Source organism: Enterococcus malodoratus, assembly GCF_027659535.1.
GTDB classification, from domain to species: Bacteria; Bacillota; Bacilli; order Lactobacillales; family Enterococcaceae; genus Enterococcus_A; species Enterococcus_A malodoratus.
Genome location: NZ_JAQDPG010000011.1, coordinates 1 through 24,471 on the forward strand (window position 1 = coordinate 1; position 24,471 = coordinate 24,471).

At 40.0% G+C, this 24,471-nt stretch carries 21 protein-coding genes; 19 read left to right on the top strand and 2 right to left on the bottom strand.

Features of this window, described 5'->3' with window-relative positions; all coding sequences use genetic code 11:
- Positions 1-317: 317 nt before the first annotated feature.
- The 16 genes from PGP85_RS16440 (at position 318) to dagF (ending at position 18,449) form a co-directional block, all read left to right on the top strand.
- Positions 318-1,901 carry a carboxylesterase/lipase family protein gene (locus PGP85_RS16440; RefSeq protein WP_270328476.1) on the top strand — a complete coding sequence of 528 codons (1,584 nt, stop codon included), beginning with the start codon at positions 318-320 and terminating at the stop codon, positions 1,899-1,901.
- A gap of 123 nt (positions 1,902-2,024) precedes the next feature.
- The gene (locus PGP85_RS16445) at positions 2,025-4,169 is read left to right on the top strand and encodes an ATP-dependent helicase (protein WP_270328478.1); all 2,145 of its coding nucleotides are present in this window, start codon (positions 2,025-2,027) and stop codon (positions 4,167-4,169) included.
- Positions 4,170-4,227: 58 nt separating this feature from the next.
- The gene (locus tag PGP85_RS16450; protein WP_010742955.1) at positions 4,228-4,665 is read left to right on the top strand and encodes a GNAT family N-acetyltransferase; all 438 of its coding nucleotides are present in this window, start codon (positions 4,228-4,230) and stop codon (positions 4,663-4,665) included.
- Between the two features lie 20 nt (positions 4,666-4,685).
- The gene (locus tag PGP85_RS16455; protein ID WP_270328480.1) at positions 4,686-5,072 is read left to right on the top strand and encodes a C-GCAxxG-C-C family protein; all 387 of its coding nucleotides are present in this window, start codon (positions 4,686-4,688) and stop codon (positions 5,070-5,072) included.
- A gap of 419 nt (positions 5,073-5,491) precedes the next feature.
- Complete coding sequence (locus PGP85_RS16460; protein ID WP_178982959.1) at positions 5,492-6,817, top strand: PTS sugar transporter subunit IIC; 1,326 nt, start codon at positions 5,492-5,494, stop codon at positions 6,815-6,817.
- Between the two features lie 16 nt (positions 6,818-6,833).
- Positions 6,834-7,901 (top strand): M24 family metallopeptidase, encoded by a 1,068-nt coding sequence (locus PGP85_RS16465; RefSeq protein WP_010742967.1) that lies wholly within the window; start codon positions 6,834-6,836, stop codon positions 7,899-7,901.
- Positions 7,894-9,054, top strand: coding sequence for a MalY/PatB family protein (locus PGP85_RS16470; RefSeq protein WP_270328482.1), 1,161 nt, complete (start codon positions 7,894-7,896; stop codon positions 9,052-9,054). Before PGP85_RS16465 ends, PGP85_RS16470 begins: the two co-directional genes overlap by 8 nt.
- 147 nt (positions 9,055-9,201) lie before the next feature.
- Positions 9,202-9,939, top strand: a complete 738-nt coding sequence (truA, locus tag PGP85_RS16475) for a tRNA pseudouridine(38-40) synthase TruA (protein WP_270328484.1) — start codon at positions 9,202-9,204, stop codon at positions 9,937-9,939.
- 122 nt (positions 9,940-10,061) lie between these two features.
- Positions 10,062-10,673 carry a Type 1 glutamine amidotransferase-like domain-containing protein gene (locus tag PGP85_RS16480; protein WP_270328486.1) on the top strand — a complete coding sequence of 204 codons (612 nt, stop codon included), beginning with the start codon at positions 10,062-10,064 and terminating at the stop codon, positions 10,671-10,673.
- Positions 10,674-10,808: 135 nt separating this feature from the next.
- Entirely contained in the window at positions 10,809-13,628 is a 2,820-nt protein-coding gene (locus PGP85_RS16485; protein ID WP_010742971.1) for a sigma 54-interacting transcriptional regulator, read from the top strand.
- A gap of 90 nt (positions 13,629-13,718) precedes the next feature.
- Positions 13,719-14,126, top strand: a complete 408-nt coding sequence (locus PGP85_RS16490) for a PTS sugar transporter subunit IIA (protein WP_090406758.1) — start codon at positions 13,719-13,721, stop codon at positions 14,124-14,126.
- Between the two features lie 12 nt (positions 14,127-14,138).
- A complete protein-coding gene (locus PGP85_RS16495) occupies positions 14,139-14,636 on the top strand; it encodes a PTS system mannose/fructose/N-acetylgalactosamine-transporter subunit IIB (protein ID WP_270328487.1) in 498 nt (165 codons plus the stop codon).
- A gap of 347 nt (positions 14,637-14,983) precedes the next feature.
- Positions 14,984-15,733, top strand: coding sequence for a PTS mannose/fructose/sorbose/N-acetylgalactosamine transporter subunit IIC (locus tag PGP85_RS16500; RefSeq protein ID WP_090406762.1), 750 nt, complete (start codon positions 14,984-14,986; stop codon positions 15,731-15,733).
- Positions 15,733-16,584, top strand: a complete 852-nt coding sequence (locus PGP85_RS16505; RefSeq protein ID WP_010742975.1) for a PTS system mannose/fructose/sorbose family transporter subunit IID — start codon at positions 15,733-15,735, stop codon at positions 16,582-16,584. The genes PGP85_RS16500 and PGP85_RS16505 overlap by 1 nt, the downstream gene beginning before the upstream one ends.
- A gap of 20 nt (positions 16,585-16,604) precedes the next feature.
- Positions 16,605-17,696: a DgaE family pyridoxal phosphate-dependent ammonia lyase gene (locus PGP85_RS16510; protein ID WP_010742976.1), complete on the top strand. Its 1,092-nt coding sequence runs from the start codon at positions 16,605-16,607 to the stop codon at positions 17,694-17,696.
- A gap of 12 nt (positions 17,697-17,708) precedes the next feature.
- Complete coding sequence (gene dagF / locus PGP85_RS16515; RefSeq protein ID WP_010742977.1) at positions 17,709-18,449, top strand: 2-dehydro-3-deoxy-phosphogluconate aldolase; 741 nt, start codon at positions 17,709-17,711, stop codon at positions 18,447-18,449.
- 55 nt (positions 18,450-18,504) lie between these two features.
- On the opposite strand, the gene PGP85_RS16520 is transcribed toward dagF, so the two are convergent.
- Together PGP85_RS16520 and PGP85_RS16525 are read right to left on the bottom strand one after the other, a co-directional pair.
- Entirely contained in the window at positions 18,505-19,275 is a 771-nt protein-coding gene (locus PGP85_RS16520) for an ABC transporter permease (protein WP_270328488.1), read from the bottom strand.
- Positions 19,268-20,185, bottom strand: a complete 918-nt coding sequence (locus tag PGP85_RS16525) for an ABC transporter ATP-binding protein (RefSeq protein WP_010742979.1) — start codon at positions 20,183-20,185, stop codon at positions 19,268-19,270. The genes PGP85_RS16520 and PGP85_RS16525 overlap by 8 nt, the downstream gene beginning before the upstream one ends.
- A 278-nt stretch (positions 20,186-20,463) precedes the next feature.
- Between PGP85_RS16525 and PGP85_RS16530 the strand changes: the two genes are divergently transcribed.
- From PGP85_RS16530 to PGP85_RS16540, 3 genes are all read left to right on the top strand, one after another.
- On the top strand, positions 20,464-21,339 hold the full coding sequence (locus tag PGP85_RS16530; protein WP_270328489.1) for a LysR family transcriptional regulator: 876 nt from the start codon (positions 20,464-20,466) through the stop codon (positions 21,337-21,339).
- 101 nt (positions 21,340-21,440) lie between these two features.
- Positions 21,441-22,382, top strand: coding sequence for an NAD(P)H-binding protein (locus PGP85_RS16535; RefSeq protein ID WP_270328490.1), 942 nt, complete (start codon positions 21,441-21,443; stop codon positions 22,380-22,382).
- A 122-nt stretch (positions 22,383-22,504) separates the two neighbouring features.
- Positions 22,505-24,163, top strand: coding sequence for a MutS-related protein (locus PGP85_RS16540; protein ID WP_270328491.1), 1,659 nt, complete (start codon positions 22,505-22,507; stop codon positions 24,161-24,163).
- Positions 24,164-24,471: the final 308 nt, after the last annotated feature.

Below are 24,471 nucleotides of genomic sequence, written 5' to 3' on the forward strand. Positions count from 1 at the left end.
ATGGACTTTCTTTTTTTCTACTCAAAAATTCTATTTACACAAAATATTTTACGCTATCGATTTGTTTATTTGGAATTAAGTTTTGGGGATTAATTTTTACCATAATTTCTTAAAAGAAATGATTTTTTATAAAAAGGTCGATCTTCGTTGCTATTTAAAAATAATGATTACTCCTTTTTTTTATAGCTTATAAAGAATGTGTTCAGTCTCCAACACGAGAAAAGAGGTATTCTTTGTTAAACTATTAATTAAAGGGTAATTATTGGTCATTTAATTTTTTACTATCACTTTGTCAGTTTTTTTAGAGGAGGGTACTTATGAAGAAAAGATGGATATGGTTTGGTGCGACAACAGCAGTCTTGCTATTAATTTCCGCGTGTGGAAGAGAATCTGCCGATGATTCTTCCAAGAAAAGTGATCATCAAACAGATGCTTTAGTCGTTGATACGAGATATGGTCCTGTAAAGGGAAGGAAAAAAGCAGATGTGATCAGCTTCAAAGGAATTCCGTTTGCAGCACCACCAGTTGAAGAATTACGTTTTTTACCTCCAGAGACACCTGAAAAATGGACGAAAACATTAGACTGCACTGAATTTCGGCCTTCCGCGATTCAGGTAGCAAAAAAGGAGGACGGTATAACCTACGATGAAGATTGCCTCTATTTGAATCTTTGGAAGCCTGCTAAACCGAAAAAAGAGAAATTATCGGTTTTAGTATTTATTCATGGAGGGGCATATACTCAAGGAAGTCCTGCAAAGACGATGTATGATGGTACTCGTTTTGCTAAGGACAATGTGATCCAGATTAATATTCCTTACCGGTTAAGTGCGCTTGGAAATTTGGCTTTTCCGGAAGTAACTGAAAAGTATGGAAACGTTGGGAATCTGGGAACGCTAGATCAAATCAAAGCGTTAGAATGGGTCAAAAAAAATGTTGCGGCTTTTGGCGGTGATCCGGAAAATATTACGATTAGTGGAGAATCGGCTGGTGCCTTCAGCGTTTCAAATTTAGTAATGAGTCCATTAGCAAAGGGACTTTTCCAAAGAGCCATTCTTGAAAGCGGCGGTATTGTAGGGCAACCCATGGTAGTACCAAAAAGTACAGGAGATAAGCAACAGGCATTAGCGAATGCAGAGCTTTTTCGTAAGCATCTGCAGGTTGGGACATTAGAAGAAGCTCAGCAATTGGATGCGCAATTACTGGCTGAAGAAAGTCAATTCAGTATTGATATTACAAAACCGACTGATTACAATCTATGGCCTACTTTTGATGGAAAGGTGATTCCAGAAAATCCTTATGAAGCATTGCAAAAGGGTGACTATAATTCAGTTGATCTGCTCGCTGGCTACAATACAGATGAAGGAACACTCTTTGTACCAGAAGGAATTTCCGAAGCGGAGTATCAACGGACGATTCGCTTGACCTTTGGAGACCAAGCGGAGGAAGTGCTGGCGAAATACCCTGTAGATGAAACACACAATGCAACACAACGTGCGCGTGATATTTTCTACTATGCTATGCGGTTAGGCAGTGAAAGTTTTGCCAATGAAATGGCTAAACAAGGTAAAAACGTTTATTATTATAATTTTGATCTGAATATGCCAAAGTTAAATGAACAGGGTCTGGGAACAGCTCACGCTATGGAACTATTTTTTGTCTTTGATACGATTCCAGAAGAAGTCGAATTGACGACAGAAAAAGAGCAGTTTAAAGAAGACTTGCATAATCGTTGGTTAAATTTCATTGTTTCAGGAGATCCGAATCAGGGTGAAAAGACCAGTATTGAATGGCCCAAATATTCTGAAGAAGAACAAGAAATTCTGGTTCTTAATGAAGACACCCAAGTTCGTGAACGTCCGAATCAAGCAGATGTTGATTTCTTTTTAAATAAATTTTGGTAGATCTAGCAACGGGCCTGCTCGAACGAGAGTAGGCTCGTTTATACATTAATTACTATCAAAAATAAATGATTCCGTTATAATAGGTAAGTATGATTTTTTTTACATAGAAGGGACCATTTATTGATGCTTACTAAGCTTTCAAATTACATAAAATCAGATTTAATCGAAGCAGATCCAGAGGAAGATAAAGATACTTTGCAGCAATTGATCGCTAAAAACAGCGGTAATTCTTTTAGTGATGAACAGCTGGCGGCGATTCGATTTCCAATGCAGACGCATTTGCGGATTATTGCTGGTGCGGGAAGTGGAAAGACGCAAACGATTTGTGCGAAAGCCGCCTATTTGGTGCTGGAAAAATCAGTTGATTCCAAAACAATTCTAATGTGTACTTTTTCTCGTAAGGCAAAATTAGAGATGGAAGCTCGAGTGAATCAATACTTAGGCGGCTATGCCAAGATCAAAGTCCAGACCTTTCATGGCTGGTTCAATGCGGAATATAATGAGTTGATTCGACAAGCGCCTGAATTGAAGCGCTGGGGAATTGAAGGAACGATCAATGAGGGATTGTACTTGGAGACAGTCAATCAATTGATTAAAAAGTATCGTTTATATAATTTTGATAAATATGAGGATCGCAGTATTTTAACGCGCATCAGCTATTGGCGTAATCTAGGATATTCTGATCAAGAAATGACTCACTTTATCGCGAAGTATTTTGATAGCAAAGACTTGTTGCCTAACCAGAAATTAAGTGTTGTCTTCAAGCAATTCATGGCAGAATTATCGGCGATAAAAAAAGAGCAGCACTTCATTAATTTTGATGATATGCTGTTCAACTTAAAATTGATCTTAGAAAACGATGTCCAGGCGCAGCAAGAACTTCAACAAAAATATCGGTATATTTTTATTGATGAGTTCCAAGATATCAATCCACTGCAAAAGCAAATCGTGGCTCTGATTTGTCCACCTGATAAAAACACGAAACAAAAATCGGCTAGTAAGCTGATTATCGTAGGGGACGACGATCAAAGTATTTACTATTTCCGTGGAGCAGAACCTAAATACATCAAGGATTTTGATCAAGAATATCGACAAACATCACTGACACTGATGACGAATTATCGTTCGGAGGCGCCAATTGTCGCGGCTGGAAATCAATTGATCAAAGGCAATGCCCACGATCGTTTGGAAAAAACGATGACTGCCTATAAACCGGCGGGAGAGCATGACTGTTACAGCATCGGTTTTCCAGATGATGAAGAAGAGGCGGCTTGGATCGGTAGAAAAATTCAAGAGCTTGCTTCAAAAACTCCGACTGCTGCTGGTCAGCCAGATTATACGAATACGTTAATTTTATATCCAACGCGGGTTCAGCTTCGCTCATTGTTAAAACAATTAGCGAAAGAGAAGGTACCCTTTGTGACTCAAGCCAACGATGATTTGTTGGGGATTTTTGGGATTCCGTTATTCAAAAATCTATTCGAACAATTAAGAACCATCGATGGAGCGAAAACTGTCGAACAGAAGAACAATGCTTTAAAAAGCATCATTCAGCAATATGCTTTTTATCACTATGTAAAATTTGGGACAAGTGAAAAATTTACAGCAGAACTGTTTAGTAAAAACAAGTTCAAAATCAATGATCTGGTCGATTTTTTGATTGGTGAGAAGAAATTGAATTCAGCGGCACAAAGGTTAACGAAGGAATTTTTTAAGCAGATTTATCTGTTTTATCAACAGAAACAACTAAACCTGGTCGCTTTAGCGGAAGCACTGTTGGCAACACCAAAATTTAAGAAGGACTTGAGTGAAGAGGAAGCCGAGTGGTTGAATAAGGAGTTATCTGCGGCAGCCGATTGGCAAGGGTTGTTGGCGAATTTTGAGCATGCCAGCAAACAGACGCAAGGGATGAAGCAACGTTTAAATGATTACGATCAACAAAAGCTAAATGCTGTCTATCTTTTGTCGATCCATGCCAGCAAAGGTTTAGGCAAAAAGAATATCTTTATCAAAGGTGTTTATAATGATGCGTTGCCTAATCATCATACGGTGAAAAAAGCAGATTGTGATATCCAGGCGGCGATAGAAAAAGCAGATCCGCCAACAACGATGGAAGAGCAGCGTCGCTTGATGTACGTTGCGATCACGCGTGCAAAGGAAAATCTCTACGTGACTTTTCCTAAGGCAGTCAACAATAAAGTAACAGAGCCTTCTCCCTTTATAAAAGAGGCTGGATTGCCTGTGAAGGATTATCAAAAAACAAAATAACTTTTATACTCGTTCAGTTTTCAGTCAAAATAGTATAATGAGTTAAACAGGAGGGCATATGGAGGACTTAAGATTAGAAGTGGGCACTGCGGTTCACTTGCGGGCAGCAAGTAGTTATATTCGAATGAGGGTCTTTGTCTTGGAAAAATCATTGGCATTGACTGATGAGTTTGATCAAAATGACACTGCTGAAACAATCTACAGCGTTCTTTTTGATGGGAATCTTCCCGTTGCGACGGCCCGGTTTTTATTCGAAACAGACGAAGTTGCTCGCATCGGACGTGTAGCGACTTTGAAGGAGTATCGTGGAAAGCAATTGGGGAGTCAGGTAGTTAAAGCCCTAGAAGCTTTGGCAAGGAAGAAACAGATCAAACAGATTGTGATCCATGCAGAATTGACAGCGGCCGAATTTTATGAAAATTTGGGCTATTTAAGAGTTGGACAGCCTTATGAGGAAGATGGCGTACCTTGTATTACACTGGATAAAGGACTGTAAACTGAAAGGGTGAGCGAATCATGAATCATCAGGAGCAAGCGATGACTTATTTTCAAGCCGGTCGAAACTGTTGTCAAGCGATTGTCTGTGCCTATTGTACTGAAATGGGCATCACCGAGGAGCAGGCACATGAGCTTGCTGCCGAGTATGGTGGCGGGAATTATCAGGGTTTATGCGGGGCATTAGTAGGAAACTATATGGTGATTAATGCCTTAAAGGGAACAATGGAAGCGACTGATCCAGCCAAGTGTAAAGATGATGATGCTGGAAAAATACTTGTGGCAATGACGCAAGATTTTGAGCAGACATGCGGCTCACTCTATTGTACAAAACTCTTTGGAAAGCGTCCGTGCACTGAATATGTCCGTGCAGCCTTAGCGATTCTTGAGGAAAATCTACCAGAATAAAAAGACAAGCAGATCAATCATTAGCAGAGTGGTTGATCTTTATTTTATTCATAAATCAAAATGAATTGGTTAAAAAAAGAGTTTGTAAAGCACAAAGCTCTATGTTACGATTTTCACTATCCAGATAGTAAAATTGACTGACAATTCTGGATCGTGGGGGTTAGTACATAGAATGGACAAGGAAACTATTCAAAAAATTAAAGAAAAACTTGTGGACTATTTGTTTAAATGGAAAAAAAAAATTGCGGCAGCCTTGATGATTATTGGTATACTCCTATTACTAACCATCATTAGGATGTCAGTTCCACTTTTCGCAGAATCATAAAACTTAAGGCTTTAGTGGAATGATATACGTGGAGAAAAACAAACCTATTTTTCTTGGAAAAATAGATACATTAATATGAACTAGGAGGAATACCATGTTCGCAAAATTCGAGGCTTTTATGAATCGTTTCTTCGTCCCGCTGGCGCACAAAGTTGATAATCAACGACATTTGAGTGCTATCAAAGCCGGGATGGTTGCTATGACACCATTTACTATTTTAGGAAGTTTCTTTGCTATCTTGCCGGCGTTGCCAAACATGTTGGGAGAATCCAACGCGTTTAGTCAGTTTATTCTTAATAATGCGGAATTATTTAATCTCCCGGTAACTTTATCGACAGGCTTGATCGGTCTCTATGCCTGTGCGGCGATTTCGTATAATCTAGGAAATCATTACAAATTATATATTCCCGGTGCTGTGACGCTATCACTTTTTGGTTTCTTGTTTATGACAGCGACCTTTGATAAAAATGGAATGCTGGATATTACTAATTTTGGTGCTAAAGGATTGTTTACATCAATGTTTGTCGCCTTGATCACCGTAGAATTATACAACTTCTGTAAAAAACACAATATGACGATTCGAATGCCAGATGGCGTTCCCGATTTTGTTTCGAAATCGTTTGAATTGATTCCAGTAACATTGATCGTCGGTGGAACCTTTATCATTGGGCGCTTTGCGTTGATGCAAACGGCTGGAGAATTGCCGCCAACAATCTTGACGCGCTTCTTGTCACCGCTGGTTGGTTCGATGGACAATCCTTGGTCCGTATTGGCGCTGAATTTCTGTATCTGTCTGATCTTCTTCTTTGGGATTCATTCGTCAGTATTCAGTCCGATCACGCGTCCAATCATGGTAGCTTTTATTGCAGAAAATATCTCAGCTTTCCAAGCAGGTCAACCGATTCCGCATTTCTATACAGCGGGCGCTTCAAGTGCATTCTTCGGATTTACTGGCTGTGGCATTTCGATCGGCTGTATCGTGGCTTGTTTGTTTTCAAAATCAAAACGGTATCGTCAAATTGGAAAGGTCTCTTTATTCCCAGCCTTGTTTGGGATCAATGAACCAATCTTGTTTGGTGCACCAATCATTTTAAATCCGTTGATGTTCGTTCCACATGTGTTTGGCGGAGCGATCATCGGAACCTTGCCGATGTTCTTCATGCATTGGGGCTGGTTGAATAAACCAATCTTTGATCCGCCGTATGTGGGTGTCTTCTTGGAGGGCTTCCTGACGAATGGGGATTGGCGAACGATCCTAGTCAATGCTTTGCAGCTGGTTCTTGCAGTAGCTATTTATGTACCGTTCTTCAAGATTATGGAACGCAACGAGTTGAAAGATGAAGCGAAGAAAAAGGAAAAGAAAACGATCTTCGACCAAGGCGATACGGATATCCTGGATGGCTTGGATCTCGATTTCTAAAATTGGAGTGTGTCAGATGAGAATTGAAAAATTACAGCAACTTTTAAACGAGTCGGGTAAGGACGCAATCATCATCAAAAATCGCGAGAACAAAAAATACTTTGGTTCATTAGGAGGCAGTGGCATCTATTTAGTTGTCACGCCTTCTTCTCAAGTTCAGTTTTTTGATGGGCGTTACCGCCAAGAGATAAAAGATTTAACAAACGGTTTTGAAAATGTTGAAGTACCGCAAGGCAGTTATCTGCCGAAAATTTTCGATTGGCTGAATCAACAGAAAATGACAGATTTGGCGATTGAACCAAATGGATTGTCGATTCAAGAATATCGTGCGTTGGCTGATTCGTTTGACGTTGAGATTTGGTCGAGCCAAATTCAAGAACTTCGTGCAATCAAATCACAGGAAGAAATCCAACTGATCCAAAATGCTTGTGTGGTCACGGATGAAATTTTCGCCGAACTCATTCCTGAAATTAAGGTTGGGATGCAGGAAAATGAGCTTGGAGCTTTGATCCATTATCTTTCATTGAAAAAGGGTGCTACCGCGATGGCATTTGATCCAATCGTTGCCAGTGGGCCGCGAAGCGCATTGCCTCATGGTCGTCCGACGCAGCGGGTGTTTACAGCAGGTGATTTTATTACGATTGATTTTGGGATCGTGCTGGATGACTATCAGTCGGACATGACTCGAACTGTTTCGTTAGGTGAAGCAACCCAAGAATTAAGAACGATCTATCAAGTAGTAAAAGAAGCCCAGCAAGCTGCTTCTGATTTTATTCGTGAAGGTGTAACGGGTCAAGAAGTTGATGCGGTGGCACGAAAGATTATTAGCGCAGCTGGTTACGGTGATTATTTTAGTCATGGCTTAGGACATGGGATCGGAATGGGCGGCGATGTGCCGATTTTGAATCCGAAGAGTCAAATGGTCTTAAAAGAACATATGGTGATGAGTGTTGAACCGGGAATTTATCTTCCGGGTGTCGGCGGTGTGCGAATTGAAGATGATGTCGTGATCCGAAATGGTATTGGGGTTCCGCTAAATCAAACCACAAAAGAACTGTTAACAGTAGGTGAATGCTATGTATAATTTGGATAAGGTTATCGACCGCAAACAGGGAAATGCGCGGAAGTGGAGCAATCAGGTGTTGAAAGAAAAATTTGGCTTGAATGAGGATGCGATCCCGATGGATTTAGCGGACATTGATTTTGAAGTCGCACCAGCGATCCAAAAAGCTTTGATGAAACGTGCGAGTATTGGGGATTACAGCTATTCTTATGTGCCGGATGAGTTTTATGAGGCGGTGATTGATTGGAATCAACGTCGTTATGATACGTACATCGAAAAAGACTGGATTAAGCTGACCTTTGGAACAGTTTCAACATTGCATTATATTGTGCAAGCCTATACGGAAAAAGGCGAAGGGGTTTTGATCAATACGCCTGCGTATGATCCTTTTGCTGAGGCGGTCGAACATAATGAACGAAAATTATTTTGCAGTTCGCTGATCAATCGCGACAATCGCTACTATTTGGATTTTGAAGATATGGAGCGGCAGATGATAGAAAATGAAATCAAGCTGTTCATTTTCTGTAGTCCGCAGAATCCATCTGGTCGAATTTGGACGAAGGAAGAGCTTTTTCAATTAGCGGAATTATGTATTCGGCACAACGTTCTTTTGGTGTGTGATGAAATTCATCGTGACATTGTTTATAAAAATCAAACCTTTACTTCGATCTGGAACGCTCACCCAGAAATTTCACAGCATAGCGTGTTGTGTCTTTCTCCGAATAAAGGATTTAATTTAGGCGGATTAAAAACGTCGTATGTCGTGATTCCAAACCCGGCGATCAGAGAAACGTTGCTGCTGCAACTGCAAAAAAATTCGATTACTTCTCCGCATGTGTTTGCTGTACCTGCAATCGTGGCGGCTTATAACGAGAGTGAAGATTGGCTGGATGAGATGATTGATTATGTAGAAGGAAATATGCAGATCATTGATGATTTCTTTGCAGAAATTCCAGAGGCTAAAGTGATGCCGTCAGAATCTTCCTTCTTAGCATGGATCGATGTGCGTGATTGGTTCAAGGATGAAGCAGAAATGCAGAGATTTTTCCGTCGGGCTAATTTGACAATGGTGGTCGGCAGCTACTTTGTCCAAGATGGCGAAGGATTTGTCCGTTTGAGTATCGGAATGCCAAGAGAGCTATTGCTAGAGGCTTTAAGTCGAATAAAAAAATAATACAACAAGAGCGTCGAACTTGTTTAACTTTAAAAGTCAGACCACTTTTCGGAGTGTTCTGGCTTTCTTTTTATCCTCTACACTAGAGCATCTCAGCGTTCTGTGGTACATTGGTTCAGTGTGAAACTTTAGAGGAGGATTTATCCTATGCGAAATATTAAATTAACCATCGAATACGATGGCAAGCGTTACCTTGGCTGGCAGCGGCTGGGTGATTCAGAGAAAACGATCCAAGGGAAAATCGAAAGTGTGATCGAGCAGATGACTAATGAAAAAATCGAGATTATCGGTTCTGGTCGAACAGATGCCGGTGCACATGCGAAAGGTCAAGTAGCGAATTTCAAAACCAATTCAGAAATGGCACGAAATGAAATGCTGGCGTTCTTCAATCGCTATTTACCGGGTGATATCGTGGTGAAAAAAGTAGAAGAGATGCCTGAACGTTTCCACGCACGTTATAATGTGAAGGGCAAACAATACAGCTACTATGTTTGGAATGATCCAATTCCAACGGCCTTTGAACGGTATCATAGTTTTTACTTTCCGCAAACGTTGGATATGGACAAAATGACTGCGGCTTGTGAGAAACTGATTGGCAAGCATGATTTCGCTGGTTTTTCGGCATTGAAAAAAACGAAGAAATCAACGACTCGAACGATTGATGACATTTCAATCGAACGCGAAGGCAGCATGCTGCATTTTACTTTTGTCGGCGACGGCTTCCTGCATAAAATGGTTCGAATTCTGATGGGCACGATTTTAGAAATTGGTGCGGGAAAATTAGAGTTGATAGTAATCGACGAAATTTTTGAGACAAAGGTTCGGGAAAATGCTGGAGAAACAGTACCGGCGCATGGTCTGTTCCTAGATGAAGTGTATTATTAGATTGAATAAAGCTAGTTTTGAACGGAAAAACGTTCAGGGCTAGTTTTTTTATTTGTTCTTTCGATAGCCGAGAGCGTTTATAATAAAGTTATGGATACCGGAAAAGAAGCGGGGGATCGCAGATGAAACGAATGTTTTTAGTGTCGATGTTTCAAAATGTTTCGGGGCTGCTAAAATCGGTTGAGGACGTTAAAAGACAAACAGTCACCTATATTCCAATTGCCAGCAAAGTTGAAAAGCTGGGCTTTTTTGTCAGAATCGGAAAATGGGCTTTGCGTTTCAGCGGAATGAAGGTAGAGGAGCTGGATATTGGTAAAGTGACGTATGAACAGAGTAAAGCTACATTAGCCAAGAACGAGATCATTTATATAGCTGGTGGAAATACATTCTTCTTATTGCAAGAATTACGCAGAACAAGAACGGATCAGCTCATTATTGAAGAAGTAAGAAAAGGAAAACTTTACATTGGAGAATCTGCTGGAGCGATCGTAGTTTGTCCAGATATAGGTTACTCGGCTGTAATGGACGATCCAAAACAGGCGCCTGATTTGACGGATTATGCTGGTTTAGACCTGATTGATTTTTATGTCGTTCCACATTATCAAAGTCGAGAATTCAAAGACGCGGCGGATAAAATGGTTCAATCAAATGAAGACAAGAAAGAAACAGTGGCGATCAAGGATCATCAGGCAATCTGGATCAATGATGATGAACGTAAAATTTTAGGGGAATGAAACACAGTTATCATTTTTAAAGTTCTTAATACAATGAGCAATCATTCTTTTTTTAGTTTGCTTATAAAAGATTGTGTTGCTTTATGACTCGGGAGATGATAAAAACAAGCTAACGACTCTTTGGGGGAGAAAACTATGAGAATTGATACTATTTTTGAATGTCTGTATACCTTCCATCAGCAGAATGAATTAGCCTTAAGCCAATTAAAGGGTTGCACCGTAAAAGATATTTGCGAGGTGACCGACTATGCTCGGACTGCGGTCAGTGAAGATTTATCAAAATTAACCAATAAACATCAGGTAATCAAAGTTAAATCACGTCCAGTTTTATTTTTTGCTCGTTCGGCTTTAGAAAAAACTTTCTTTTTTTCTCCGCGAAAAGATGAGTACGCTTCACTTGAAGAATTGGAAATAGAGATCCGCCAAGAGTTGGAGAAAAAGGAGCAGCAGAAGCAAGAGTTCCGAAACAATCCATTTTCCAAAGTAATCGGCTACGATGGCAGCTTGGCAGATAGTATTAAAAAGCTGAAGGCAGCAGTCTTGTATCCACCTAAAGGCTTGAATATTATGCTGACAGGTGAATCTGGAGTAGGAAAAACGTTATTGGCGGAACATTTACATGAATTTTTTGAAGCCAAAACAGCGCAGAAAGTTCCTTTTATTTATTTTAACTGTGCGGAGTATTTCAATAATCCAGAACTGCTGACCTCCCATTTATTCGGTTATAAAAAAGGAAGTTTTACTGGTGCGGATAACGATCATCAGGGATTGGTCGAATTGGCGGATGGGGGATTCTTCTTTTTAGATGAGGTTCATCGACTGACTAATGAGGGACAAGAAAAGCTATTTACGTTGCTGGATAAGGGCTATTTTACCCGAATGGGCGAGGCTGAAAAGCAGCGGCATGTTTCAATTAAATTCATTTTTGCCACAACAGAAGAATTGGAAAAAACGTTTCTAAAAACGTTTTTGCGACGAATACCGGTAAATTTACATATTCCCAGCTTGTCCGAACGTTCGATCAAAGAGAAAATCCAGCTGATCCTGACCTTTTTCATGGAAGAGAGTCAGGGAATTCAAAAGGATATTTCTATTTCTTATAATACCTTGAAATATCTCGTTTTCTCCAAGTACAAAGCGAATGTCGGTGAATTGAAGTCAGAGATCCAGTTTATTTGTGCGCAGGCGTATCTTGATGCGATCGACTACGAGATCCAAGAATTGAACATCGAGGTACCGTTGGGGATGCTGGACGAAAACACGGTGGATACGAAGGATATCGTTGTATTGAATGAGTATGTTCCTAGTCGAGGGATCAAAATCCAGCATGACTATTTTTATCCTCATGTGGAGCAGCTGCTGCAGGTGAAGGACAAGCAAAATGATCGTTTTTATAATTTCTTGTTAAAGGAATATGCCGATCTTAAGAATGTAAATATTTCATCCAAAGATGCAGTAGCCATGATGCAAAATAAACTGGATCAGCTCTACGATATGGATCTTTTCAATCAATCCTTTTCCGAAGATCACGATATAGACGAGCAGTTCTATGAACAGATCAATCAGATTATTCATTATATCGAACAGGAGTTGGGCATTCTTCTGCCTGAGAATTTGAAAGATGTTTTAGCTGCGCATATTTACTCTAGTGTATTTTATTCGGCACAGATAAATGAAGATTTTTTTGATCTGACGAAAAATATTTTCTCCGGCAAAATAGAAAATTATCAGCTTGCGGAGAAAATCGTGGATTACATTGAAGACTATTTTGCCTTGAAGCTGCCGAATACAGAAATCATTTTTTATGATTTGTTTATACGGAAAATAAAAGCGACGGATCGCCGCTATGAGTTAGATGAAAAATGCGGGATTGTTGTGGTCGCTCATGGAAGTGCAACGGCATCCAGTATGGTAGAGTATACGAATGTATTATTTTCGACGAGTTTAATGAACTCCGTTAATATGCCGATCAATCAGTCCGTGGAGGAAACTTTAGACAAGGTTCGACAAGTCGTACGAGATAATGGCTACAGCAAATTGATTTTGATGGTTGATATTGGTTCATTGGTTTATTTCGGTAATGTAATCAGTAAAGAATTTCAGATAGAAGTGCTATTGATCAGCAATATCAATTTGCTGACTTTACTGGAGGTGGCTCGCGAAGCCATTTATGAATCAACTAATTTTGAGTATCTTCTGCCGGTTCTAAAGGAGAAAAATCATAAGGCGCTCATTTGCCGCAGAGGGAATTTTGAGGACTCCAAGGTATTAGTTATTTCTTGCTTAACCGGTTTAGGAACAGCATTGAAAATTGAGAAACTATTGTTAAATACTTTCCCGCAAGAATTATTGACCAACGTCAGAATCATCACGCTTGAGAAAAAAGAATTGGAAAATCTTAGTCGACTGCTTTCCTTTGTTCACGAAGATGAGAAGTTAGTGGGTATTATTGGGACTGTGAAGACGGAGATTCCTGATATTCCTTTTGTTTCGCTGGATAATTTATTGTCTGATCAAGGAATTCGGCTGGTGTTCCAGATGTTAGGCTTCGATCTAGCCAAGGATGAAAATCAAGCGGTGCTAAAAAAAGTTTCAGCCAAATATATCCAAGGATTGTCGATCGAAGCAATTACAGATCTATTGAGTATTTTAAATCCTAAAAGTATCACGATCGAATTATCCAAGATTTATTCGGATATTTGTATGCAGACTAAAAAGAAAAGTGATGAGAAACGACTGCTGCGCTTCATCATTCATTGCGCATGTATGATCGAACGGCAAATCCAACATCCAGAATATGATCATACTTCCTATGAACTGTCATATCGTGAGCTGCCGGAGCTGGCATCTGTCATCAAAATGGCCTTCCGACCGATCGAAGTGTCATATAATGTCATCATTCCGCCGTTGGAAGTGAAATATATTTATGAATTGTTGTTTGAGGTCAACGTGTAAACCGCGAAGAATAGCCCTTTTTTAAAGGGCTATTTTTTTGGCACAGCACTTGCTTTATTGAAAGGTGAAAACAATGTAAGGAGTGAGGGTATGGAAAAAGAACCGATTTTAATCTTGACTCATAATGGATGGGGAAGAGAGCTTTTAAAAAGTGTTCAAATGATTGTTGGGGAGATTCACAATGTTTATGAAGTTGCTTTGAATGCGGAAGATTCGTTGCCTGAGTACTTAGAACGAGTCAAGGCACAAATTGACCAATTAAAATGGAACGATAAATTATTGATCTTAACGGATATTAAGGGTGGAACACCCAGTAATGTCGCATTACGTTTATCAAAAGATTATGAAGTCGTAGCGATATCGGGATTATGTGCTTCAATGTTGCTAGAAGCAGTAATGAAACAAGGCGTCGGAGGATTTACGCGAGAAACAGCTAAAGAAATTCATGCGGCCGTCATCGACAGCTGCCAAATATTGGAATTACCAATCAAAAAGTAAAGGATGAGGAAAATGTCAAAAATCGTATTAGCTAGAGTAGATAGTCGCTTGATCCATGGTCAAGTTGTTACTAAATGGTTGCAGCAATCCGCGGCCAATGAAATTATCGTAGTAAGTGATGAGCTGGAGCAGGATGAATTTTTGCAAAGTATTTACTTGATGGCGGCGCCTCCCGGTGTGGAAGTCATTATCAAAGGAACCGAATCAGTTAAAGCCTATTGGGAAAATGAAGCGGCGGCCAAAAATAGTAAAGTGCTGTTTCTAGTACCAGATTTAACAACGCTGCGGGAAATGGTCGAAGCGGGAGTTGTCAAAGAAGCGATTCAAGTTGGCGGACTTGGCGGTGGTCCCAGTCGTAAAAACGTAGTAAAAAATATTAATCTATCCGAAGATGACGTCGAGATTTTAGAAGGACTCTTAGCGAAAAATATGGAGGTTTATTTCCAAGCCATCCCAGAAGAAACACCAGTCCCAATTCATAAATTGATTGAAAAGTATAAGATATTATAAAAATAAATACAATAAAAAGAAAAAGGATGTCAGTCTAACTTTTAGCAGTCTGTCTAGTACGAACTGAAATTGAAATTATTCAATCAAAAACAAAAGAAGAACAGTTTAGTTAGATGATATACGGCTTGAAGATCAAACTTATTTTTCTACAAGAAAAATAAATACAATAAAAAGAAAAAGGATGTCAGTCTAACTTTTGGCAGTCAGTCTAGTAAGAACTGGAAATGAAGTTATTGAACCAAAACAAAAGAAGAACAGTTTAGTTAGATGATATACGGCTTGAAAATCAAACTTATTTTTCTGCAGGAAAAATAAATACATTAAAAAGAAAAAGGAGTGTTTGAATTATGGGTGTTCTAGGTATTTCAATCGTGATGGGGTTGTACTATTGGTTTGCTCGGCTGCGTTTTGGTTATACTTTCTCGGGAATGCTGTCTCAACCGTTATCTGCGGCATTGGTTGCAGGGATTGCGACGGGCAAATTATCAGAAGCAATGGTGATCGGTGCGGGGATTCAGTTGGTTTATTTAGGAGTAACGTCTACACCAGGCGGGAATGTCCCTAGTGATCCAGCGCTGGCTTCAGCTATTGCGATTCCAATCGCTTTGGGTGTCGGCATGAATGCAGAAGCAGCGATTGCTTTAGCTGTTCCATTCGGTGTATTAGGCGTATTTATGGATCAACTACGCCGGACAGTCAATGCGACTTGGGTTCATATGGCAGACAAATATGCGGAGGATTTAAATTATTCAGGGATTTATCGTGCAGCTTTTCTTTATCCAGCAATTGCAGGTTTTGTTATTCGCTTTCCGCTAGTCTTTGCTGCGAACTTCTTTGGTCAATCGATCGTCAATCAAGTTTTGGATGTGATTCCAGAATGGTTGATGCATGGCTTTGAAGTAATGGGCGGCATCTTACCAGCACTTGGATTTGCTTTAACGATCATGGTGATTGGCAAGAAGCATTTGATTCCTTATTTCCTAATTGGTTTTGTGGCTGTTGTTTACTTTGGGGCAGAAGTTATGGCCGTAGCAATTATTGGTATTTGTGTAGCATTCTTGGTTAGAAACAAGGCGTTAGAAGAGGAGGCAGCGTAATGGAACAAATGACAGAAAAAAATGAACAGCAATTGGAACAAAAGAAAATTACCAAAAAAGAATTGTCTCGCTCGTTTTGGATCTATCAATTAGGGTGTGAATTATCCAATTCCTATGAACGATTACAGAGTTTGGTCTTTTGTGCTTCAATGATTCCAGCTGTAAAGAAATTGTATGCAGATGATGAAGAGGCACAGCGAGAAGCATTGAAACGTCATTTGAATTTCTTTAATACGGAAGGAACGATCGGCTCCTCTATCCAAGGGATCGTTATTGCGATGGAAGAAGAAAAATCGAACGGCGCGGCGATTACCGATACAGCGATCACTTCGATTAAGACTGGTTTGATGGGACCGTTGGCAGGAATTGGTGATTCGATCATTTGGGCAGCAGTTATGCCGTTGATCATTTCCATCTTTATTCCAATGGCTTCTAATGGGAATGCGATCGGCGGGGTTGGTCCGATTGTGATTTATACAGCCGTTACAATGTATATCAGCTGGCTCTTGATTAATAAATCGTATACGTTAGGTCGTAACTCTATTTTAAGTTTGTTGAAGGACGGGAAAATCAAGCAAGTGATCTATGCTGCGAATGTTCTTGGGATGATGATGATGGGTGCTTTGAGTGCGAGTTATGTAAATATCACCAGCCCAATGAAATTCAAAGTTCCAGGTGGCGCTACGATTATTTTACAGGATATTTTTGATCAGATCGTGAAGGGATTACTGCCGTTAGCTGCGGTATTTGCCATCTACTTCTTCATGGTCAAAAAAGGACCGAGATATGGGATCATTATTGGAACGATTGTTGTAATCAGTATTGTCGCGTCATTCTTTGGATTATTATAAAAATTATTGAAGGTGTAAAAATGATCAGCTATGAAAAATTTGGTTTAAAGGAAGTCATCAATGCTTCCGGACGGATGACGATTTTAGGTGTTTCCAAAGTATCGAAAAATGTATTGGCTGCCCAACGTTTTGGCGGGGAACATTTTTTTGAGATGAGCGACTTGATGATTCAAACAGGTAAATATCTCGCCGAATTATTGCAAACGGAAGACGCACAAATCGTTTCTTCTGCTTCGGCGGGAATTGCGCAATCCGTTGCGGCTGTGATTGGGGAAGGGAGTCTGTATCATGCCTACCATCCCTATACGAATAGAATAGCCAAAAGAGAGATTGTCATTCCTAAAGGGCACAATGTTGATTATGGCACACCGGTAGAAGTTATGATCCAGCAAGGCGGCGGCCGAGTCGTCGAGACTGGTTACGCTAATATGTGTTCAGCGGAGCATCTTGAGTTGATGATAACACCAGAAACAGCGGCGATTCTATATGTAAAAAGTCATCATACCGTTCAAAAAAGTATGTTGAGTGTTGAAGATGCAGTGAAAGTAGCTAAGAAGTACAAGCTGCCATTGATCATCGATGCAGCGGCAGAAGAAGATCTGTTTCATTATACGCAAGCAGGTGCGGATTTGGTTATCTATTCTGGAGCAAAAGCGATCGAAGGACCTAGTGCTGGATTGGTTATCGGCAAAAAGCAATATGTAGAGTGGACTAGGCTGCAAAGTAAAGGCATCGGCCGCGCAATGAAAATTGGCAAAGACAATGTTTTAGGCTTTACGCAGGCAGTGGCGGATTATTTAGCTCTTGGAAGCGAGTCTGGCGAAATGATGCAGCAGCGATTGGATCCACTCATAGCAAGTGTGAATCAAATTGCCGGCTTAGAAGCGAAAATCGTACAAGATGGTGCTGGCAGAGATATTTACCGAGCAAGTGTGAAAATTACTGGAGAAAAAAGTGCGCAGACGGTCATTACTGAACTGAAAGCAGAAAATCCCGCCATTTATACGCGTGAGTACCAAGCGAATAATGGCATCGTTGAATTTGATGTTCGTTCAGTCAATGAACAGGAACTAGAAAAAATTGTTCGGCGTCTGCAAGAAATTATGAAATAGAGGAGAGACGGTATGTCATTAACACCAAGCTATTTAGAAAATCGGATCTGTTTGAATGTGTTAGCAAACTCAGTTGAAAATGCCAAAGAATGTTACGAGGCGGCTGAAGGACATGTTGTGTTAGGAGTATTATCGAAAAAGTACGCGACGGATGCAGCAGCAATCGCAGATATGAAACGGTATCAAGCGGCAACAAATAATGCCTTATCCGTCGGCTTAGGAGCGGGCGATCCGAATCAAAGTCAAATGGTTTCGCGGATTTCAGCTATTTTACAACCGCAGCATGTCAATCAAGTTTTTACCGGAGTGGGGAATTCGCGCGCACTTTTAGGACAGAATGAAACAATTATCAACGGGTTAGTTTCACCGACTGGAAAAGTCGGGTATGTCAATATTGCGACTGGGCCATTAAGTTCGTCGGCACCAGAAGCAATCGTACCGATTGAGACAGCCATCAAGCTGCTGCAAGATATGGGAGGTAGTTCGGTGAAGTATTTTCCTATGAAGGGTCTGGCACATAAAGCAGAATACCAGGCTGTGGCGGAAGCATGTGCGAAGTATGATTTCTATTTAGAGCCGACTGGCGGAATTGATTTAGCTAATTTTGAAGAGATCGTTCAAATCGCTGTCGATGCGGGAGTCAAAAAGGTCATTCCGCATGTATATAGCTCGATCATTGATGCGGAGACAGGGGATACAAAAACAGAAGATGTTAAAACATTGTTGGGGATAATGAAGAAAATATTGAATTAGCATACAATAAAAAAACAGAGTTTGAGCAGTCAATTGCTCAAACTCTGTTTTTGTTTTAGCTTCTTAATCCACGACCGCGGTCGATCAAATACCAGCAGACGCTGTAAAGAACGACGATGAATAATACTAAAATAGACATCGAAACAACGATCGATACATCCATCACACCAAGGAAGCCATACCGAAAACCGGAGATCATATAAACGATCGGATTGATTTTTGAGACGCCTTGCCAGAATGGCGGCAGCATAGAGATCGTATAGAAAACACCGCCGAGATAAGTTAAGGGCTGTAAAACAAAGGTCGGAACGATCGAGACATCATCGAATGATTGGGCGAAAATTCCGTTCAGTAAACCGGCTAAAGAAAATAAAATAGCGGTCATTAACAAGGTGATGACAACGATAAACCATGAGTACACATGCAGTGGAACGAAAAATAGTGAGATGATCGTCACTAATGTTCCAACTAAGACGCTGCGGCCGACACCGCCAATTACGAAGCCCCAAATAATGATGTGCGTTGGGACGGGAGCGACTAAGATCTCTTCGATATTTTTTTGGAATTTTTGCGAGAAAAACGAAGAGGAAACATTCGCATAAGAACTCGTGATGGCTGACATCATGATCAGCCCAGGCACGATAAATTCCATATAAGAAAAGCCGGCCATATCACCGATTCGTCCGCCGATTAAGTTTCCAAAGATAACAAAATATAAAGAAGTAGTGATAACTGGCGGGACTAAGGTTTGAACCCAAATGCGCATATAGCGATTGGTTTCTTTGACCGCCAGACTTTTAAGCGCGGTAAAATATAGATTAAACATGTTTTTCCTCCGTGATTTTTAGGAACAGTTCTTCTAAGCGGTTGGATTTATTTCGCATGGAAAGCACTTTGATTCCTTGATTCGTTAGCTGTTCGAATAGTTCATTGATTCCTTGATCGCGAACAACTTCGACTTCCAGCGTTTGCTCATCTGTAAAAGTATGGGCAAAGCCAGTGATGTCTGGTTCCTTATCAAAGGGCTCTAAGTCAAAAATAAATGTTTCAAATTGCAGCTTCGCCAATAGAGACTTCATACTAGTATTTTCGATTAATTCGCCCGATTGAATGATGCCGATGTTGCGGCAAAGCATTTCAGCTTCTTCCAAATAGTGGGTCGTTAAGATAATCGTCGTGCCATTCGCGTTCAATTCTCTTAAAAATTTCCACATTTCGCGGCGTAATTCGATATCGACTCCAGCCGTTGGTTCATCTAAGATCAGCAGGCGTGGCTCATGCATCAAGGCTCGAGCAATCATCAAGCGCCGTTTCATACCGCCGGAAAGCATCCGCGCTCTTACATCACGTTTCTCCCACAAGTCGGATTGTTTTAAGTATTTTTCGCTGCGGACTAATGCTTCTTTTCGCGGCACGCCGTAGTAGCCAGCTTGGTTGACGACGATTTGTTGGACCGTTTCAAACGGATTGAAATTGAATTCCTGCGGCACCAACCCAATTTGCTGTTTGGCCATCACTAGTTCTTTGTCCAAGTCATAGCCGAAAACTTTTACGTTGCCGGAAGTTTTGTTAACAAGCGAAGTGATGATCCCAATAGTGGTGGATTTTCCAGCACCGTTTGGTCCTAAAAGGGCATAAAAATCACCTTCTTCAACAGATAGATCAATGCCTTTTAAAGCTTCGACACCAGTAGCATATACCTTTTTTAAATCGTTTATTTCGAGTGCGTAGGTCATTTAAGATGTTCTCCTCGTTCTTATTTATTTATCCATTCGTTTTGCACGTTCCATTATCGTATTGAAACAACAATAGAACGTGTAAACGGTCAGCCTTATCTAGTGTGATTCACCTATTTTATCATTCATTTTCATGAGCACAACTGGAAAAGCCTATTATTCCCCGATTCTTTTTTGTAAATAACCCTCGACAGACGTGCCGTTTAATAAGTAGAGCTGTTTAGCGTGACTCGCTGGACACATTTGTTAGAATGAGAATAAGAAGCGGAGGGGAAATCATGTATTTAGAAAAGTTGAAATACTTCATTGATCTGGTTCAAACAGGCAGCTTTACGAAAGCGGGCAAAAAGAATTTTGTCTCTCAAGTAAGTATTACCCAGCAGATTCATTTTTTAGAAGAATATTTTGGCTGTCAATTAGTCGACCGCTCGACAATTCCCGTAAAGCCGACGGATGCTGGAAAAATATTGTATCAAGAAGCACTTCATTTGGTGCAGCAATACGATCGTTTGACTCAGCGGATGTCTGATTATAAAGAGCAGCAAAATCGTATTCGGATCGAATATACCTCCATTATGGATATCCAATTGTTTTCCCAGATCATTCAGGAGCAGCAGATTGAACAGGAAAATATTTTATTAGATGTGGAAAAGGTGCCATTAAAGGGAGTCGCAGAAAATCTTAGGAACCAGCGCTATGATCTGGCGATTAGTTTTGACTCGGAATTTTTTGAAGAGGAGCAGATCAGCACATTGCCTTTATACTATGGGAATTATTGTGCAGTCGTTGGTAAAGAGCACCCTTTTTTTGAAAAAGAGATGCTTTCAATGGAAGAGCTGTATAGCCAACCGATTATTATGCTGTCACCGGAGACTATCGGAAAATCCTACTATTTGATGTTGGAGAATGCTTTGAAGGATGGCTACGCGCCTAATATCTCGAAGGTGACCGATGATGTCGAGACCGAAATCTTTATGATTCAAAATAGCAAGTTGGTCGGTTTCTTCCCAGAAAATTATCCGGGAATTGCGGATGATATGGATTTGAAGGCTTTACCGATCAAAGAGTCGCATCACCAATTTGAAATTGTATTGGCGTATTTAAACACCGAGCAGAATTCAACGGTGCAGCGATTACTAGAATTGTTAAAGTAGGCACTAATAAGTTTTACTTATGGGCTATTAAATAGATGTATTGGAACTTGATCAATAAATCACATATGATTAACTTATCAAAGATGAGGAGGTTTCATTCAATGAATAAGTTAATTTTGACTGGTGTAGATGGGAACTTAGGCGGACAAGCGGCTGAGTACCTATTAACGATAGCGGAAAAAGAACGTTTAGTCTTTTGCGGGTACGATGCAGCATCTTTAGAAAAGTTTTCTGCTAGCGGTATTGAAACCCGCGAAACCAATTTCAATCATTTAGACGGTTTAGCTGAAAAATTTACTGGCGGCGAAACAGTGGCACTGATCTCTATGCCCTTCGTTGGAGAAAGACGGCAAAGAGCCCATAAGAATGTCGTTGATGCGGCCAAAGCAGCCGGAGTAAAGAAAATCATTTATACCTCGTTAGTTAATGCGGCAGACCCAAGTAATCCCAGTATTGAAAAAATCGATCATGCGTATACTGAAAAATACATTGAAGCAAGTGGACTTGACTATATTTTCTTACGCAATTCTCAATATGCAGAAGCGATGATCACTAATTACTTCACCTATGTTAAAGGCGACGGTATCCTAACTAACAGTCAAGGTGCCGGGAAAATGGCCTATATTTCAAGAAAAGATTGTGCCAAAGCAGTCGCCTATGCATTGATCAATGAAACCTTGCATCACAAGATTTTGAATATCAATGGGAAAGACTTGATGACGATCAGCGAGTTTGTTGCTATCGGAAATGAAGTAACCAATAACCATGTGACTTATAAAGAAATATCAGACGAAGAAAACTATGCTGTATTCGATGCGATGGGCGTGCCTCGAACAACCGAAGGTAAATTCAAAGAAGATTCGGAAGCACCGTTCTCTTCCGAGGGAATGGTCACCTTTGCGCAGGCTATCCGTGAAAATAAAATGGCCGAACATACGAATGACTTTAAAGAATTGACTGGAGATCTGCCAGTCTCTGTCCGCTACATGTTTGAACACGCCGAAGAATTTCAAATCGGCGAAAGACATTCAAAAGATGTTTAATTAGTAAAGCGAGTACCTCCGGCGTGATTGTCGTGAGGTATTTTTTATTTACGCATATTCTAACTACCCCTTTTCGATGGTAAGATTACTTTATAAATAAAGTAGATTGTGAGGGTCAGCTGGTGGGAGTTATCGGGGTTTATGGAATTGTTTTTGGGATTGTTGGGCTCTTTTTTCTGTTCTATTTTTATTATGTGTATCGGCGAAATCAAAAAATCAAAGCTCAGATCAGAGCTGAGTATGGGAAAGTACCGGAGTGGAAACTGGATGAACGGGATTATGCCAGTATGAAAAAGTACTATCATCAAAAGCAGTTTGAAGGAGCAGTGCTTGATGATATTACCTGGACAGATTTGAATATGGACGAGATTTTCAAACAGGTGAAAAACACACAGTCCAGTATTGGCGACGAATATAGTTATTATTTTTTTAGAAGACAGAAAAATCCAGATTTGCAACATTTTGAAGAAGCTATCCAAAGTATGGATGAAAAGGCCGAAGCGCGTGAACGGCTGCAGTTTGCCTTTTATCGAATTGGACGCAAAACAAATAATCAATTGATTGATTTACTCGTAGATCCAAGCAAGTTTCCTAAAATATCGATGCTGCTGATTTTTTTAGCGACGATCATAAGTATTGGAAGTCTAATCTGGCTGGCAATTAATATTGATTATGGAATTTTAGCTGTTTGTCTTAGTTTTTGTTTAGGCATGATTCTATTTTCTATCGTATTGCGAAAAATTTATCAGGCTTTCGAAGCGCTGGGAATGTTTACCCGGATGGTTCGCGCGGCAAAATTAATGGTAAAACTAGATCTTCCTGTTTTTAAGAAAGAAACGGAGCAGATGCGTAAAAATCTTAATGTGTTTAAGAATATTACCGCCTTAGCCGACTACATCATTCAAGTTTCTGGATCTTCGAACAGTTTAATGATGATCATCACTTCCTATTTTTCTTTGTATGGGTATGCTTATTTTGCGATGGTCAAGCTGTTTCGAAAATATCGAAGTGAAGCGCTGGAACTGTATGAAACTATCGGGTATGTCGAACTGTGCATTGCGATTGCTTCTTATCGAAACAGTCTGACGTATTATTGCCAGCCTGATTTTACCGATCAGAATCAAATCGAGTTTGAAGAGATCATTCATCCGTTGTTAAAAGAAGCCGTCCCAAATACGCACCGCATGGATAATAAAATTTTGATCACGGGTTCAAATGCAAGCGGCAAGTCGACTTTTGCTCGAACTTTGGCAGTCAATGCCGTTTTGGGACAGCTTTTCAATACTTGTCTGGCAAAAAGATATTCTTTTAAGCCCTGTGCCATTTATAGTTCCATGAATCTTAAGGATGATATCGTTACAGGTGACAGCTTTTATATGGCGGAGATAAAATCACTGAAGCGTTTATTAAAAATAGCAGAATCGACCGAATATGCCATGATTTTTATGGATGAAATGTTTAAGGGCACCAATATGATCGAACGAATAGCTGCAGCATCAATTATCCTGCAAAAATTTGCCGCTTTAAATTGTTTCATTTGTTTAGCGACACATGACGTTGAATTAAGTCGAATTTTAGGCGATCGTTATGAAAACTATCATTTTCGCGAAGTGATTACAGCGGAGGATATTCTATTCGATTTTACGCTGCGTGAAGGTGTGACAACCGGCAGTAACGCCATCAAACTATTGGCTTATTGTCACTACGATCAGGAAATTGTGTCTCAAGCTGAGGCATACGCCGAAAAATATCGGGCTTCCGGAGAATGGAAAATTCTATAGAAATACTAAAGCCGTATCCAATAAAAGGATACGGCTTTTTTTGTTTTTAAAAACAGTTTATTTTCAAAGAACTATTATTTATTTTTAAGCAAACTACATAATTATCTTTACATCGTCAAGATAATTAAAAATTAATTTGAATAGAAATATATTCATCAACATAATAAATGTTTTAAGAGTTTATTCTTAAATTTAATCAAAAAAGAATGTTTTTATGACTTAATTTTAACCTCTTATTCTGTTCTGACGCATCTTGTTCCAAAAATATTGTCTTACAAAAATAGTAGAAATATAATAAAAATGATTCT